General features: G+C 72.1%; 14 protein-coding genes and 2 pseudogenes. 8 read left to right on the forward strand and 8 right to left on the reverse strand.

Going from position 1 to position 15,578, the window contains the following annotated elements:
• The first annotated feature begins 109 nt into the window (after nucleotides 1-109).
• Nucleotides 110-1,981: an outer membrane protein assembly factor BamB family protein gene (locus E6W39_RS36410; RefSeq protein ID WP_141637092.1), complete on the forward strand. Its 1,872-nt coding sequence runs from the start codon at nucleotides 110-112 to the stop codon at nucleotides 1,979-1,981.
• A complete protein-coding gene (locus E6W39_RS36415; RefSeq protein WP_141637093.1) occupies nucleotides 1,978-4,116 on the forward strand; it encodes a WD40 repeat domain-containing protein in 2,139 nt (712 codons plus the stop codon). Before E6W39_RS36410 ends, E6W39_RS36415 begins: the two co-directional genes overlap by 4 nt.
• Here E6W39_RS36415 and E6W39_RS36420 read toward each other — a convergent pair.
• The 4 genes from E6W39_RS36420 to E6W39_RS36435 all read right to left on the reverse strand — a co-directional run bounded on the left by E6W39_RS36420 (nucleotide 4,101) and on the right by E6W39_RS36435 (nucleotide 7,763).
• On the reverse strand, nucleotides 4,101-4,865 hold the full coding sequence (locus tag E6W39_RS36420; protein WP_181799610.1) for an ABC transporter permease subunit: 765 nt from the start codon (nucleotides 4,863-4,865) through the stop codon (nucleotides 4,101-4,103). The genes E6W39_RS36415 and E6W39_RS36420 overlap by 16 nt on opposite strands.
• Nucleotides 4,865-5,749: an ABC transporter ATP-binding protein gene (locus tag E6W39_RS36425; protein ID WP_141637095.1), complete on the reverse strand. Its 885-nt coding sequence runs from the start codon at nucleotides 5,747-5,749 to the stop codon at nucleotides 4,865-4,867. The genes E6W39_RS36420 and E6W39_RS36425 overlap by 1 nt, the downstream gene beginning before the upstream one ends.
• A gap of 128 nt (nucleotides 5,750-5,877) precedes the next feature.
• Nucleotides 5,878-6,564, reverse strand: a complete 687-nt coding sequence (locus E6W39_RS36430; protein ID WP_141637096.1) for a response regulator — start codon at nucleotides 6,562-6,564, stop codon at nucleotides 5,878-5,880.
• Nucleotides 6,561-7,763 (reverse strand): sensor histidine kinase, encoded by a 1,203-nt coding sequence (locus E6W39_RS36435; RefSeq protein WP_141637097.1) that lies wholly within the window; start codon nucleotides 7,761-7,763, stop codon nucleotides 6,561-6,563. The genes E6W39_RS36430 and E6W39_RS36435 overlap by 4 nt, the downstream gene beginning before the upstream one ends.
• Before the next feature lie 419 nt (nucleotides 7,764-8,182).
• Here E6W39_RS36435 and E6W39_RS36440 point away from each other — a divergent pair, with 419 nt between their 5' ends.
• The 3 genes from E6W39_RS36440 (at nucleotide 8,183) to E6W39_RS36450 (ending at nucleotide 11,170) form a co-directional block, all read left to right on the forward strand.
• Nucleotides 8,183-9,001, forward strand: a complete 819-nt coding sequence (locus E6W39_RS36440) for an SDR family NAD(P)-dependent oxidoreductase (protein ID WP_141637098.1) — start codon at nucleotides 8,183-8,185, stop codon at nucleotides 8,999-9,001.
• 435 nt (nucleotides 9,002-9,436) lie between these two features.
• Nucleotides 9,437-9,793 (forward strand): ArsR/SmtB family transcription factor, encoded by a 357-nt coding sequence (locus tag E6W39_RS36445; RefSeq protein WP_141637099.1) that lies wholly within the window; start codon nucleotides 9,437-9,439, stop codon nucleotides 9,791-9,793.
• A 129-nt stretch (nucleotides 9,794-9,922) separates the two neighbouring features.
• Entirely contained in the window at nucleotides 9,923-11,170 is a 1,248-nt protein-coding gene (locus E6W39_RS36450; protein ID WP_141637100.1) for an MFS transporter, read from the forward strand.
• A 5-nt stretch (nucleotides 11,171-11,175) separates the two neighbouring features.
• Here the strand turns inward: E6W39_RS36450 and E6W39_RS40025 are convergent, their stop codons facing one another.
• The 4 genes and pseudogenes from E6W39_RS40025 to E6W39_RS36465 form a co-directional block, all read right to left on the reverse strand.
• Nucleotides 11,176-11,358 carry a hypothetical protein gene (locus E6W39_RS40025; protein ID WP_181799611.1) on the reverse strand — a complete coding sequence of 61 codons (183 nt, stop codon included), beginning with the start codon at nucleotides 11,356-11,358 and terminating at the stop codon, nucleotides 11,176-11,178.
• Nucleotides 11,359-11,385: 27 nt separating this feature from the next.
• Nucleotides 11,386-11,571, reverse strand: coding sequence for a hypothetical protein (locus E6W39_RS36455; protein WP_141637101.1), 186 nt, complete (start codon nucleotides 11,569-11,571; stop codon nucleotides 11,386-11,388).
• A gap of 37 nt (nucleotides 11,572-11,608) precedes the next feature.
• Nucleotides 11,609-11,764: pseudogene (locus tag E6W39_RS42345) on the reverse strand (transposase); the annotation flags it as partial.
• A 64-nt stretch (nucleotides 11,765-11,828) separates the two neighbouring features.
• Nucleotides 11,829-12,395, reverse strand: coding sequence for a class I SAM-dependent methyltransferase (locus tag E6W39_RS36465; RefSeq protein WP_220140315.1), 567 nt, complete (start codon nucleotides 12,393-12,395; stop codon nucleotides 11,829-11,831).
• Between the two features lie 48 nt (nucleotides 12,396-12,443).
• Between E6W39_RS36465 and E6W39_RS36470 the strand changes: the two genes are divergently transcribed.
• From E6W39_RS36470 to E6W39_RS36480, 3 genes and pseudogenes are all read left to right on the forward strand, one after another.
• Nucleotides 12,444-13,265: a helix-turn-helix transcriptional regulator gene (locus E6W39_RS36470; protein WP_141637102.1), complete on the forward strand. Its 822-nt coding sequence runs from the start codon at nucleotides 12,444-12,446 to the stop codon at nucleotides 13,263-13,265.
• 166 nt (nucleotides 13,266-13,431) lie between these two features.
• Nucleotides 13,432-14,407, forward strand: a pseudogene (locus E6W39_RS36475) (transposase); the annotation flags it as partial.
• 359 nt (nucleotides 14,408-14,766) lie between these two features.
• Nucleotides 14,767-15,501, forward strand: coding sequence for a Type 1 glutamine amidotransferase-like domain-containing protein (locus E6W39_RS36480; protein WP_141637103.1), 735 nt, complete (start codon nucleotides 14,767-14,769; stop codon nucleotides 15,499-15,501).
• The last annotated feature ends 77 nt before the right edge of the window (nucleotides 15,502-15,578 follow it).

The raw sequence follows: 15,578 nt of genomic DNA on the forward strand, positions 1-15,578 counted from the left end.
CGGGGATACCGATCGCCGCGCGGGGCTCGTCGGGGAGATTGTTACAGTCCGGCTCGGCACGGTGATCGTCGCGCCGGGTAGGGTCCGAATTCCGAACAGGAGGTGGACCTTGGGTGGTTGGGGAGTCTGGGCGGCGAGCGCCGTCGGGGTGCTCGTGGTGGGGTCGGCATGGTGGCGGTTCGGGCCGTGGGGCCGCGGGTGGGCCGATCTGCGGCAGCGGGAGCGGGCGCGGCGGCGCCTGGCCGCCGAACAGGGCTGGGAGTACGCCGACGAGCGGCCCGAGTTGCTGCGGCGCTGGCGGGAGGCGATCGTCGAGTCCAACGACGGGTCGAGGGCCAGATTCGTGGTGACCGGCACCCTGGATGGCCGCCGGGTCACCGTCTTCGACGCCGTCACCCCGCAGCCCAAGTCGCCATGGGACTTCCGGCTGGCACCGCACACGCTGCGCACCGTGCACCTGGTGGAACTGCCCGACCGGCTGCCCCTGGTCGTGGTGTCCCGGCACACGCTCGCCGTGGACACCATGGTCCCGCTGCTCAAGCAGGCTGCCCTGCAGCGTGGGCGCCGCCTGTACGAAACGGGTGACCCGGCCTACGACGCCGTACACGTCGTGGAGACCACCGATCTCGACCTCGCCGGGCGGCTACTGACCAGCGGTGTACGGGAGTTCACCGACGACCGCCCCTGGCTGGAGTGGCGGGTGGACGGCGACCAGCTCTGCTATGTGGGCCCGTACGGGCCGGCCCTGTTCCGCGAGGACCGGCAGCCGCTCCCCGAACTGCGCTCGCTGGTCCGGCTGGTGGCGGAGTTCGACCCGCGGCTGTGGGGCGAGCCGCAGGACGCCCGCCCCTCCGGGCCCGCTCGGCGACCCGCAACGACCCGCGAGCACCGCCCCACCACCATGTACCGCGGTGGACCGGCCCACACCGGCGTCTTCCCCGAGGGCACCCCGCCGGCCGGATTCCGGCCCTGGCGGGTCCGCCTCCCCTCGGGCCTCGGCTCCGCGCCCGCGGTCTGCGAGGGCACCCTCTACCAGGGCAGCCTGAGCGGCCACTGCTTCGCGCTCAACGCGGCCACGGGCGAGGAACGTTGGCGGTTCACCGCCGGTGCCAAGGTCGACGGGACCCCGGCGGTCGGCGATGGTGTGGTGTACTTCACCACCGAGGACGGTCTGCTGCACGCGCTCGGCGCCGACGACGGCCGGGAGCGCTGGCAGCGCCGCGTCGGCCAGTCGGCGCCGCTGGCCCTCGACGACGGGGTGCTGTACGTGGTGCACGTTCCGCGTGATGTGATGCGCGGCGCGAGTTCGCTGCAGGCGCTGGATGCGCAGACCGGCGAGCCGCGTTGGGAGGTCCGGCTGCCCGACGGCTCCGCGTCCGGCCCGGCGGTCGCCGACGGTCGGGTCTATGTGCAGGGCGCCAAGGCCGAGTTGAGCGCGTTCAGGGTGCGCGACGGCAAGCGGCTGTGGCACAACGACGCCGGCGAGCGGTACCTGGCGACCTGCGCCCCGACGGTGGCGGACGGTACGGTCTACATCGGCACCGGATCCGGCCGGTTGGACGCCTTCGACGCGCACACCGGTGAGCACCGCTGGGGCGCGCAGGCGTCCGGCACCATCGACAAGAGCCCGGCGGTGCTCGGTGACACCGTCTACATCGGCGACAGTGCCGGCGGCGTGTACGCGGTCGACGCGGCCGAGGGCCGGATGCGCTGGCAGCTGTCCAGCCCGCACGGCGGCTCGGCGGTCACGCTCAGCGGGTCCTCGGCATGGGTGGTCAGCGGCGTCGGCAACCGCACCCTGCTCCGGCTCGATCCGGCCAGCGGCGCGGTGCGTTGGCGTGTGCCGCTGGACAGCCCGGGGAGCGATCCGGTCGTCGCCGATGGTGTGGTCCATGTGGTCACCACGAAGGGAAGCGTGCTGGCGGTGGATGCCATGACGGGGCAGAGCCGGTCCAAATGGCGTTCGGCGAGGCGGATGTGACGAAGAGTCAGAAAGACGAAATCGAGCGACTGCGCAGTTCCGTCGCCCACCTGCTGCGCGATGCCGACCCGGTCGCCGGCTCACAGCTGCTGGCTCTGGAGGCGGCCCGGTTCGGCTACCGCGACCTGGCCGCCGAGTTGAATGAAGCGGCGTCCAGCGGGCAGTCAGGAGACTGCTGGACGGTCCAGTGGGCCACCGGTCGCCAGGCCGACCAGCGGCTGATCCAGGTGCTGCGCGCCGGCGGAGTGCAGCCGGCGCTGACCGAACTCGACGGCCGTCCGGTCGTCGTCGGTGACGAGTGGCCCAACCAGGTGCGGGTCTGGGACGCCCTGACCGCCGAGACGGTGAACGCCTTCGAGGTCGAGCGGGATGCCCGAGTGGTGGCGGCGCTGACCATCGGCGGCCGCCCGCTGGTCCTCACCGGACACGAGCAGCGCGATCCCGAGTACCGCTTCGACCCGGCCCGCAGTGGCGACCGGTTGCGTGCCTGGTGCCTGCGCACCGGCGAACCGGTCGGCGAGCCGCTGACGGTGGCCAAGGGCAGGATGATCACGGCGGCGAGCGTCACCCTGGACGGCCGTGAGTTGCTCGTGACCGGTGGGTGGGACGGGCTCACCCGGCTGTGGGACCCCGCCACCGGCGAGCAGGTCGTCGAGCCCGTGGGCGGCCACCACGGCTGGGTGGTCGCGGTGGCCACGGTGCTGCTGAACGGCCGGCCGATCGCCATCACGGCCGGCGAGCGGGACTGCGAGGTGCTGGTCAGGGATCTGACCAACGGTCGGACCGAGCCGCTGGTCGGCCATCGGGCCCGGGTGGCGGCCGTGACGACGGCGGAGTCGGCGGGGCGGACGGTCGCGGTCACCGCCAGCGACGATGGCGCCGTCCAGGTCTGGGATCTGACGGAACGTCATCTCATCCACAGCCTGCTGACCGGGCGTGGCGACCGGGTCGGCGCGCTGGCCGCCGCCACCGTGGACGGCCGCACCCTCGTCGTCACCGGCGGCTGGGACGGCGAGGTCCGGGTGTGGGACCTCGCCACCGGCCGGCCGATCGCCGAACCGTTCACCGGCCATGAGCAGCCCATCGACCGGGTCGCCCTGACGGTGATCGGCGGCCGCCCGGCCGTGGTCGCCAGCGCCACCGACGGCCTGGTGCGGGTGTGGCGGCTCACCGGAATCCGCCTCGACAGCGCGCCGCCCACCATCGCGCAGGCCGCCCCGGCGTGGCTGGGCAGCAGCGTGCTGGACGGGCGTGGAGTGGCCGTGAGCTGCGGCCATGACGGCGTGATCGGCCTCTGGGGAGTGGCGGAAGGGCCGCGGGAGGTGGCCGCACTGCCCGGTCACAGCGTCGGGTTGGCCGCCGCGACCACCACCGAGACGGACGGCCGCCGCCTGCTGATCACCGCAGGCCGGGACGCGACGGTGCGACTCACCGATCTCGCCACCCGCCGGAGTGCCGCCCCGCCGATCACCGACTTCCCGGCCGAGGTCAACTCCCTTGCCGCAGCGTTGCTGGACGGCATGCCGGTGCTGCTGGCGGGGTGCGACGACGGGACCGTGCACGTGCGGGACCTCGCCTCGGGCGCGCCGGTGCTGCCGCCGCTGGAGACGGGCGACTCGCCCGTCCACGCGGTGGCGAGTGCGGTGGCGGACGGGCGGACCGTCGTCCTCACCGGCCACTCGCACCACCGCGTACAGCGCTGGGACCTGGCGGAGCGGCGGCAGTTGGGCCTCCCGCTCACGGGCCACCGGCGCGCGGTGAGCCGGATCGTGACGACCGTGCTCAACGGCCGGACCGTCGCCGTCACCGGGGCCGGCTACGACAACTGGATGCGGATCTGGGACGTCGCGACCGGCCTGGAGACCGGGATGGGCCTGCGCGGGCACGGCCGTGGCCGGCTCACCGCGATCGAGACGATCGAGTGGGAGGGCCGGGTGTACGTCGTCAGTGGCGGCGACGACGGTACGGTACGGCTGTGGGACCCCGTGGCACACGCGCCGGTCGGGTCACCACTACGATTCCCCTACCGGGTAGGGGCGTTGGCTGTCGCCGGACCGGGTGAGCTGCTGGTGTCCTTCGGCGATGAGCTGGCGCTGTTCAGGCTGCGACCGCAATGGCGTCACGGTTCAAGCTGACGCAACCTCAGATACCCGGCGCCGAGCGCCAAGCAGACCCACGCCACCAGCACCGCCAACCCGCCGCCCGGACCGAGCCGGGCGGCGTGGTGCGCCCCGCCCACCGCGAACATCCGCAGCCCCGCCTGGTCAGGCAGATAGGCGGCGAACCGGCCGGTGGCGTGAATCGTGGTCAGCAGCTGGGAGACGAAGAAGTACAGCGGGGCCAGCACCGCCAGCGCCGCCACCGGGCTGCGCAGCAGGGCCGCGACGCCGGTGCAGAACAGGCCGGTCAGCACCAGGTAGAGCACGCCGCCGGCGATGGCGCGCGGCAGTTCGGGAGCGTCGAGCGTCGTTCCGTAGCGGCCGAGCCCGGCCTCAGCGGTGAGGTAGCCGAAGAAGACGGCGGGGATCGCCACGGCCAGCGACACCGCCGCGCTCACCAGCAGCTTCGCCGCGTAGAAGGCACCCCGCCGGGGCACGGCGAGCAGTGACTGCCGGATCATGCCGGAGGTGTACTCATGACTGATCGTCAGCACCCCGAAGACGATCAGCGCGAACTGGCTGTAGCCGATCACCGACAGCCCGGCCGACTCCGGGTCCCAGTCGGGGGAGAGCTTCGGGCTGCCCTGGGCGATGGCGCGTTGCACCGACCAGCCGGCGACCGCGCCGAGGCCCACCTCAAGGAGCAGCAGCACCCCCAGGCAGACCATCGCCGAGCGCAGCGTGCGCAGCTTGGTGAGTTCGGAACGCAGGACCGCGAGCCTCATCATGCCTCCTTCAGCAGGTTGAGATAGGCGTCCTCCAGGGAGCCCGCCGTCCGGCTCAGCCCGTCCAGGGCCAGCTGGTGCCGGGCGGCCAGCGCCCCCACCTCGGCGGCGGTGACCCCGGTGACCGCGAGTGCGCCGTCCGGAGTCTGCTGCGCCACGGCGCCGGCACTGCGCAACAGGTCGGCCAGCCGCGCCGGTTCCGCGCAGCTCACCCGCACACCGGGCGCGACATGCCGGGCGATCAGCTCGGCGGTGGGCAGGTCGGCCAGCACCCGGCCGCAGCCGATCACCACCAAGTGGTCGGCGGTGCGGGCCACTTCGGCCATCAGATGACTGGACACCAGCACCGTCCGCCCCTCGTCGGCGAGTTGGCGCAGCAGCGAGCGCAACTGGCTGATCCCCTCGGCGTCCAGGCCGTTGAGCGGCTCGTCCAGGACCAGCACGCCCGGGTCGCCGAGCAGCGCGGCGGCCAGGCCCAGGCGCTGCGTCATGCCCAGGGAGTAGCCGGCGATCCGGGTGCGCCCGCGCGCCGCGAGACCGGTCTGCTCCAGCACGATGCGCACCCGGGCGACCGGTAGCCGGTTGCTCTCGGCCAGCCAGCGCAGATGCTGGTAGCCGGTGCGGCCCTTGTGGACGGCCCCCGCTTCGAGGAGGGCCCCGACCTGCTTCAGCGGTTCGTCCAACTCGCGGTAGCCGGTGCCGTTGATCAGTGCGCGTCCGCCGTCGGGCCGGGCCAGCCCGAGCAGGATCCGCAGGGTGGTGGACTTGCCCGCGCCGTTGGGGCCGAGCAGGGCGGTCACCCGGCCGGACGGTGCGCGGAAGCTGACGTCGTCGACGGCGAGTGTGCCGCCGTACCGTTTGCTGAGTTGCTCGACCTCGATCACGCCCGCCAGGGTGCCAGCGGCCCCGCCCGGTTGTCGTCAGAGCGGAAGGGGACCTCCGCCGTCCCCCCAGGGGTGGACGGCGGGAGGGGACCTCGGCCGTCCCCAGGTGCGGATGCCCACCCGCAGGCTCAGTCGCGAAATCCGGCCCGGATCAGCCCCGACTCATAGGCGATGACCACCAGTTGGGCCCGGTCCCGACTGTTGGTCTTGGCCAGCAGCCGGCTCATGTGCGTCTTCACGGTCGCCGGACCGACCCGCAGCCGGGCGGCGATCTCCGGGTTCGACAGGCCGCGCGCGACCAGCTCCAGGACCTCACGCTCGCGGGCCGTCAGCCCGTCGAGCAGCCGGGCGGCCGCGGCGGCGAGGTCGGGGCGGACCGGGCGCGCGGCCGTGTACTCGGCGATCAGCCGGCGGGTGACGCTGGGTGCGAGCAGCGCCTCGCCGGCCGCCACGGTGCGGATCGCGGTGAGCAGTTCGGGCGGCGGCGTGGTCTTGAGCACGAAGCCGCTGGCACCGGCGGCCAGCGCGCCGAAGACGTGCTCGTCGGTGTCGTAGGTGGTGAGGACCAGCACCCGCGCCGCCGCCGTGCGCGGATCGGCGGAGAGCAGCCGGGTGGCCGCCACACCGTCGGTCCCGGGCATCTGGATGTCCATCAGCACCACGTCCGGGCGCACCCGCGCGACGACCTCCACGGCCTCCCGGCCGTCGCCCGCCTCGCCGGCCACGGTCAGATCCGGCTCCGAGTCGACCAGCAGCCGCAGCCCCGCCCGGATCAGGTCGTGGTCGTCCACGATGACCACCCGGATCCCGCTCAACGGCCCGCCTCCTCGCCCATCCGGCTCCTCGGTACACCTTCGCCCACCACCTTGTCCGCCGGGCCCGCGCCCAGCGGTATGGCCGCCAGCAGCCGGAACCCGCCGCCGCTGAGCGGTCCGGCGGTGAGCGTGCCGTCCAGCGCGGTGACCCGCTCCCGCACGCCGGTCAGCCCACGGCCGAAGGAGAGGCCCGGCGGCAGCGGCGCGGCCCCGGCGGGCCCCGCATCGGTGATCTCCACCTCGGCGCGCTGCGCCCGCACCGACACCCGCACCCGGCAGCGGGTCGGCGCGGCATGCCGGATCACATTGGTCAGCCCCTCCTGCACGATCCGGTGCACGGCCTGGTCCACCCAGGGCGGCAGCACGTCCAGGCCGGCGAACTCGGCGGAGGTCTCGACCCCCACGGCGCGAGCGGTGTCGACCACCCGCAGCAGGCGGGCCCGCAGCGGCTCGTCGGCATCCCCGGGCGAGCTGTCGGTCCGGAGTATGTCGAGCATCTCGCGCATCTCCGCGACGGCCTCCCTGCTCGCGGTCTCGATCAGTCCCAGCGCGTCGAGGGCCCGCGCCGGCTCCTGGTCCGCGAGGTGCCGGCCCACCGACGCGTGCACCAGGATCACCCCGAGCGTCCCCGACACCACGTCGTGCAGCTCCCGGGCCAGCCGCAGCCGCTCCTCGGTCACCGCCCGCCGGGCCGCCTCCGCCACCGCGCGCTCCGCCTGCGCCCGCCGCCCGGCGGCCGCCCGGGCCAGCGCCCAGGAGCCGGCCAGCGCCAGGGCGCCGAGCACCGCGGTGCGGACGGCCGACGCCGCCACCCCGACGCCGCCCGTGGCCGCCGCGAGCACCAGCAGCGCGGCGGCGGGCCCGACCCCCGTACGCAGCACGCCCCGCCGCTCCCGGGGCGCGGCACCGAGCGCCACCGGGTAGAGCGCGAAGGCCGCCGCGAGCAGCGGATCCCGGACCACGCCCAGGCAGCAGGCCACCAGGTTGCCGACCAGCACCACGCAGAAGACGGTTCTGGGCCGGCGCCAGCGCAACGGCAGCGGGGCCACCACGGTCAGCAGCGCGCCGGCGACCAGCCAGGCGCGCAGCGCGGGTTCGACGGCACCGGGGGAGAGGAACACCAGCGCATACCCGAGGGCGACCAGTACCTCCACCGCGGTGGAGCGATACCACGGGGTGTTGCCGCGCGAGCCGTCCATAGGGCAGAAACCTACACCGGGCCCGCTGACCCGGCCGATCGTCGACTACCTGCGGCTGCGGCTCCGCTCGGCGATCCCGGACTGAGCGGCCAACCGACCTTCTGTGTCAGGGATTCATCAGGGCGGGTGAGTCGCGCTTGCCTTCCGATCACCGGCGTACTTGAATCACCGCCATGACCTGCCCGGCCCGCCACCACGACCGTCCGCCGCATCCGCGGACGCCCGCTGGCGTGTCCGCGCTCCGCCGCGCTGCCCACTGACGGCTGCCCGGTTTCTCCTCCAGACTTTGTGCTCTGACGCTAGGTCAGAGCCATGCCTTCATCGAATCTCCTGCTCACCCCGGCACCCGCCGCGCTCCGCTCGCCTTTCGAGCGCGCTCGGTGGCACCCCGGGCGTGCCCGCACACCCTTGGAAGGACCATGTCCGCAGCCCTCGCACACCGCAACGTCCTTGTCACCGGCGCCTCTTCGGGCATCGGCTGGGAGACGGCCCGGCAGTTGGCCGAGCTGGGGGCCACCGTGCTGGTCCATGCCCGGACCGGCGCGGAGGCCGAGAACGCCGTCGAACGGCTGGTCGCACAGGGCGCCGAGCGTGCTCAACTCCGGTCCTATGCGGCCGACTTCACGGCACTGGCTGAGGTCGAGGCGCTGGCCGCGGCGGTCCGCCGGGACTTCTCCCAGCTGCACCTGCTGGTCAACAACGTCGCCGTGATGGCGCCGGAGCGCTGCACCCTGTCGGCCGACGGCGTCGAGATGTCCTTCCAGGTGAACTTCCTGGCCGGCTACCTGCTGGCCGGCCGGCTTCGTGAGCCGCTGGCGGCCGCCGGGGACGCGCGGATCGTCAACGTCTCGTCGTCGCTGCACCGCACCGCGTCGATGAACTGGACCGACCCCAACCGGACCAAGAAGTACTCCCGGGTGGCCGCCTGCGCCCAGTCGCAGCTGGCGCTGTCGATGGCAGCCGGCGCGATGGCCCCGGCGGGCTCGGGCATCACCAGCGTCAGCCTCAACCCGGGGCTCTGCGACACCGCGCTGCTCCCGCTCTACGGCCGGGTGGGGGCGCCCCCGGCGGAGGGCGCGGCGGCCGTGGTCCGCCTGTGCCTGCCCGAGGCGGTGCTGGTCAACGGCGAGTACTACGACGGCGGCGACATCGCGCCGACCGCCGTGGCCGTGCACGAGGAGCGCTCGCAGCGCCGCCTGGTCAAGCTCGCCGACCAACTGGCCCCGAAGGCCGCCTGAGAACCGAGAGGAGACCGAGACGATGTCCAAGCGTGCCCGCAAGAAGAAGGCCCGTCGCAAGAAGAAGGCGAACCACGGCCGCAAGGCCTGCCTTTAGCCACTGAGACCGCCCGGCGCCGCGTGCCACCGGCGCCGGGCGCCAGTGAGTCGTCAAGATCGGCTTCGGGCGCGTGAAGAACGCGTCAGGAGCGGCGGCCGGCCGACCCGGGGCGCCTAAGGTCTTGAACGACGGACCGGCGCCGACTTCGTGGGGGAGTAGCGCACCGGTCAAGGGGGATCGAGCGCAGAGCCCGGCATGGCGGCCGGGCTCTGCGCTCGTCCTTTCGTCCGGCCGTCCTTTCGTCCGCTCGTCCGCTCGTCCGCTCGTCCGCTCGTCCGTTGGTCCGGTCGTCCGGCCGTCCTTTCGGCCCGAGTGCGCGGCCTAGGATGGTCGGCATGAGCAAGGGCGTGCAGGTCTCAGGTGCGAAGCATGTGCAGCAACTGGTCAGCGACGAGCAGTTGGACGTCGCGGCCGGGATCCTGGCACTGCTCTCCGACCGGACCAGGCTGGCCCTGCTGCACCGGCTCGGGCAGGGCGAGGCCGATGTCAGCACGCTCACCGAGGCCAGCAACGCCACCCGCACCTCGGTCAGCCAGCACCTGGGCAAGCTGCGGCTGGCCGGGCTGGTGACCACGCGAAAGGACGGCCGCAGGGTGGTCTACGCCCTGAAGCACGGGCATCTGCGCCGCTTGGTGGACGAGGCGTTGAACGTGGCGGACCACGAGATCGGACGTCTGCCCTCGCACGACTGAGGTCCGGTGGCGTTGGCCCCAAGGGCCCGATTTTCGTCTACATGTGCGCAGGTGCGCACACATTGAGCTATTCTTGTGCTGCTGCCAAGCCGCTCTGCCGCCATGCCGTCGACCCTGCCGAGGTCCGCCATGTTCACGCTCTTCCGCCACCGCGCCTACCGCCGTCTCTTCGCCGCCCAGGTCATCGCGCTGCTGGGCACCGGCCTGGCCACGGTGGCGCTCAGCCTGCTCGCCTACGACCTCGCGGGCGCGCGGGCAGGCTCCGTGCTGGGCACCGCGCTGGCGATCAAGATGATCGCCTTCGTCGCGCTGGCGCCGCTGATCAGCGCCCAGGCGCACCGGCTGCCGCGCCGAGTCCTGCTGGTCGGCGCGGACGTGATCCGGGCCGCCGTGGCCCTCGCGCTGCCCTTCGTCACCCAGGTGTGGCAGGTCTATCTGCTGATCTTCGTGCTCCAGGCCGCCAGCGCCTCCTTCACCCCGGCCTTCCAGTCGGTGATCCCCGAACTGCTGCCCGAGGAACGCGAGTACACCCGCGCGCTCTCCCTCGCCAGCCTGACCTACGACCTGGAGAGCCTGGTCAGCCCGGCGCTGGCCGGCGCACTGCTCACCGTGGTCGGCTACCACCAGCTCTTCTTCGGCACCACGCTCGGCTTCCTCGCCTCCGCCACGCTGGTGGTCTCCGTGGCGCTGCCCTCCCCGGCGCGCACGGTGGTGCCGGGCGGGGTGCTCACCCGGGCCACCCATGGCATGCGGCTGTTCTGGCGGGTGCCGCGGCTGCGCGCGCTGCTGGCGCTCAACCTCGCGGTGGCCTGCGGGGGAGCGGTGGTATTCGTCAACACCGTGGTGTACGTGCGTGACCAACTGCACCGCAGTGCCGCCGATGTGCCGTTCGCACTCGGGGCCTACGGCGCCGGGTCGATGACGGCGGCGCTGCTGCTGCCCCCGGTGCTGGAGCGGCTGCGCGAGCGCACGGTGCTGCTCGGCGGCGGATTCGCGATCACGGCCCTCTTCCTACCACTCGCAGCGCTGACCTGCGGCCCGCCCGGCTCCTGGAAGTGGCCTGCCCTGCTGGCGACTTGGGCCGCCCTGGGGGCCGCCTGCGCCGTGGTCAACGCCCCCGCCGGCCGCCTGATACGCGCTGCCACCGCCCCCGAGCACCGGGCCGACGCCTTCGCCGCCCAGTTCTCCCTCTCCCACAGCTGCTGGCTGCTCTCCTACCCCCTGGCCGGCTGGCTCGGCGCCACCGCAGGCCTGCCCGCCGCCTTGGCGGCCCTGGGCGCACCGGCGCTGCTGGCGGCCGTCACGGCGGCCAGGCTCTGGCCGGCCGGCAGCCGGGTGCGGCCGCCACGGGAGGCCGTCGCGGCACCCGTCGGATGACGGGTTCAGGGTCGGTGTCGCACATGCTCCACCGTCAACCCGCCCTCCCCGCACGACAGTACGTGCCGGATGCCCCGGTCGGCGAGGAGTGCGCGCTGCTCGGCGACCGGGCTGCGCGGGTTCAACGCGAGGTAGCCGCAACCGTACTTGCGCGCGCCCACCGCCCCGGTCATGCGGTGGTGCGGCAACCGCCGCACCACCGCCGGGTCTTCTGATCAGCCGGACATCTGGACGATCTTGACGATCACCAGGATCACCGCGACCAGCAGACAGCCGCGCAGCGTGAGCAGGCCGGCCTTGCGCAGCAGCGAGAACTGCGGCTTCTCCAGCGTCTCCAACGTCGGGGTTCGCCAGGCGAGTTGCTCCTCGCCAAGCCCCCAGGTGGCGAGTTCGTCAAGCATTTCGATGGCCAGAAGCCACTTCGGCCGGTGGCCCTCACATCGGCTGCATCGACTTGCGTCGTCCGTCCAGTAACAGGCCACGTAGGTAGCTCAGGCCGGCGTCCTGCTGATCTGAGCGCGGCAGCGGAGCGAATACCTCCGCCGCGAACGCCTCCAACTCATCGCGCAAACATGACAGTTCATCTGGATTCACACCGACAGCGAACTGCCGAAGACCACACCTGCCCAGACTCCGCGCAGCACCTGACAAACCACTACTAGGCCGGTCTGGTCGCGGTGAACCGGAACTGGTGCTCACCGGCCTGGACGACGCGCGCGCCGATGAAGCCCGCCGCGTGCAGGCGGTCGGCCAGGGTGTCCGGATCGACCAGGACGCAGGTGTCGTCGATGTGCGCCTCGCGGATGAACTCGGTGTCGAGCGGGTCGGTGCCCAGCAGCGCCGCGCCGGGGCGCAGCAGCTTGTACAGCCGGGCGAACAGCCGGTCCTGGTCGTCCGGTGACTCCATGTGGTGCAGCATCGAGAAGCAGGTGATCGCCGAGTACTGCCCGCCCGGCAGCTCGGCGGTGATCGCGTCACCCCGCACGACCTTGACGGACGGCAGCCGGTCGCGCAGCTTGGCGGCCAGATCGGCGTCGATCTCGACCGCCGTCACGCTCGCCCCGAGTTCGAGCAGCAGGTCCGTGGTCAGCCCGGGACCCGGTCCGATCTCCAGGACATGGTCGCCGAGGTCGGCGGTCTCCTGGATCCAGGGCAGCAACTCGGTACGCAGGGACGCGGCCCACTCGGGGCTGGCCAGATAGATCAGATGGCCTTCGTTCATCATGACTCCGATCGGTTGGATGCCTTGGAGTCATTGGTACTGTCCGGTGGTATGTCCGACTTTGCTGGTTCGGCCGAATCTCTGCCCGCCGCGGCCTCGGTGCCCCTGGCGTCGCTGCGCGGCGGTACGGGGCTGACTGCCGGTTCGCTGCCCTTCGAGGGCCGGACCTGGGTCACCCCATGGCACCGGCACGACCAGCACCAGCTCGAGTACGCCTTCGAGGGGATCGTCGAGGTCGAGACCGCCGTGGCTCGCTACCAGCTGCCGTCCCGGCAGGCCGCCTGGATCCCGGCCGGCGTCGGGCACAAGAGCGGCTTCGCCGGGGCCCGTACGGTGTCGGTGTTCTTCGATCCGGCGCTGGTGCCCGACGCAGCGGGACGGGTGCGGGTCCTGCCGGTGGAGCCGATCCTGCGGGAGATGGTGATCTACGCGGCCCGCTGGCCGATCGCTCGGCGGACCAGTGACCCGATCGCCGACGCCTACTTCGAAGCGCTGGCCGCGCTGGTCCTGGAACGTCTGGACCATGAGCGGCCCTTCTATCTGCCGACCAGCACCGATCCGCTTATCACCGCGGTCATGCGCTACACCGACGATCATCTGGCCGACGTCTCGCTCGGCCGGGTCTGCCGCGAGCTGGCGGTCTCGGAACGCACCCTGCGGCGCCGATTCCAGGCGGCCACCGGCATGACCTGGCGGCAGTATCTGCTGCACAGCAGGCTGCTGCGCGCCATGACTCTGCTGGTCCGCCGGAACAGCACGGTCCTGGGCGTCGCGCTGGCCGTCGGCTTCGACAGCGCGAGCGCCTTCAGCCGGGCGTTCCAGGCGTACTCCGGGCAGTCCCCGAGTGCCTTTCGCCGCGAACGAGGGCACTAGCCTGCGCGTTTCACTTGCGGCAGCGCCCGGATCTTGAGTGGAAACGCGAAAGTGCCTTCTGCGCTGGGATGATGAGGCTTGTCTAAGGTCTCCGTCAGCCCAGCGGGAAGGCACTTTCTACGTGCACACTGCCGGGTCGCGTCCCCGGCTCGTCGTCCCTGCCGACGGGCGAGGGGTGGTCAGTCACGCCGGATCCCGTCTGCTGGCCGATCTCGCCGATGCCACCGGCCTGACGAATGCCTTCGGCGACGCTCTGCGTCGGTTTCGTCCGCGGGGCACCGGCCACGATCCGGGCCGGATCGCGGTCGACTTGGCGGTGATGCTCGCCGACGGCGGCGAGGCGATCGCCGACCTGGCCCTGTTACGTGACCAGCCCGAGGTGTTCGGCCCCATCGCCTCCACCCCTACCGCCTGGCGACTGCTGGCCGGCATCGATGCGGCCGCCCTGCGCGCCCTGCGAGCGGCCCGCGCCACCGCCCGCGAGACCGCCTGGCTGCAGGCCGGCGAGACCCGCGACGGTTCCCCGCCGCCCACGCCGGCGGACGTCAACTACCAGGCCCGACCAGGTCTGGCACCCAGCCCTCGAACAGGACGGCTCCCTTCGCGAAAGCGCCCAAGTCGCCGAACTGACCGGCATGATCAACCTGCCCGGGCTGCCCGAGGGCACCCGGATCATCGTCCACCGCGAACGCCCACACCCCGGCGCCCAACTGTCCCTGCTCGACCTGGACGAGGGCATGCGCCACCAGGCCTTCCTCACCGACACTCCCTACGGCCAAGGCTCCCTTCAACTACTGGAGGTCCGCCACCGCGCGCACGCCCGCGTCGAGGACCGTATCCGCTGCGGCAAGACCAGCGGATTCGGCCGCTTCCCCTCCCGCCACTTCCAGATCAACGCCGCCTGGCTGGAGCTCTCCCTGGCCGCCATCGACCTCCTCGCATGGACCCAGGCCCTCCTACCCGAGGGCGAATTGGCCGCCGCCGAGCCGAAGAAGCTCCGCTACCGGCTGCTGCACGCCGCCGCCCGCATCACCCACGGCGCCCGCCGACTGCACCTGCGGATCGCCGCCACCTGGCCTTGGCACCACGACCTCGCGACCGCCTCCACCCGACTCCAAGCCCTGCCCCGCCCGGTCACCTGAACCGACGAAACCGTCTCCGCCCGCCCACGACCCGAGGACCCCTGGAGAACCCGGCCCACGCGCCGGGCCATCGGCATGCCCCAAGCCAACAACCGGCCAACGATCCGCCGTCGACATCATCAACCCGGCTCAGCCGAACCCAACTGAAAGGCGGAGGCCAGTGCTCTGACGGTTACGTTGGCCGGGTTGTGTCGTACCTGCCTTTTATGGTGTCGGAGTGTCTCGTTGTCGTGATCGGACCGATGTCCGGGTGCTGCATCGCACCGCCCGGATCGGTCTGTGTCTGGCCCAGGCGCAGGTCCAGCGAGGTTCGGGGCGCAGCGAGTGCTGCGCAGTAGGCAACTCAGGGAGGTTGGCACATGAGAGCACTCCTCACGTCGTCCGGGATCAAGAACAGCAGCATTCACGACGCGCTGGTCGACCTGCTGGGCAAATCGATCGCCGAGTCCAACGCCCTGTTCATCCCCACCGCCATCTACCCCTTCCCCGGCGGGCCCGGAATGGCGTGGCGGGCGATCTCCGGTGAGGGTCCGTCGCCGTTGTGTGGATTGGGTTGGAAATCGTTGGGGATCCTGGAGCTGACGGCGCTGTCGAGCATCGAGGAGGCTGCTTGGGTGCCAACGGTCCAGGCCGCCGACGCACTGCTGGTATGGGGCGGTGACCCCCTGTTTCTCGCCAACTGGATGCGGCGCTCCGGTTTGACCGGCCTACTGCCGACGCTGCGCTCCGAGGCGGTCTATGTGGGGGTGAGCGCCGGGAGCATGGCTGTTGCCTCCACCTTTGTCGAGACCTACCGCGAACCGCCCCGCGGGAACGATGGACCGTTGAGGTCGGAAGACATCGTCTTCGCCACGCCTCAGGGTGACGTCGACAGAATCCTGGTCACGGGACAGGGAGCAGGACTCGTCGACTTCGCGGTGATCCCGCACCTGGAGCACCCGGACCACCCCGACGCCTCCTTGGCCAACGCGGAGAGGTGGGCGGCACGGATTCCCGCGCCGACGTATGCGATCGACGACGAGACCGCCATCAAGGTGGTCGACGGCGCCGCCCAGGTCGTCTCCGAGGGGCAGTGGAAACTGTTCCAGCCCTAACAGCACCGGGCAGTTCCTGAAAGGAACGTCGGTCGGGTCGTTCCCTCGTTGACCTATATCCAACCGGTTCAGGCGCC

The organism is Kitasatospora acidiphila (assembly GCF_006636205.1).
GTDB classification, from domain to species: domain Bacteria; phylum Actinomycetota; class Actinomycetes; order Streptomycetales; family Streptomycetaceae; genus Kitasatospora; species Kitasatospora acidiphila.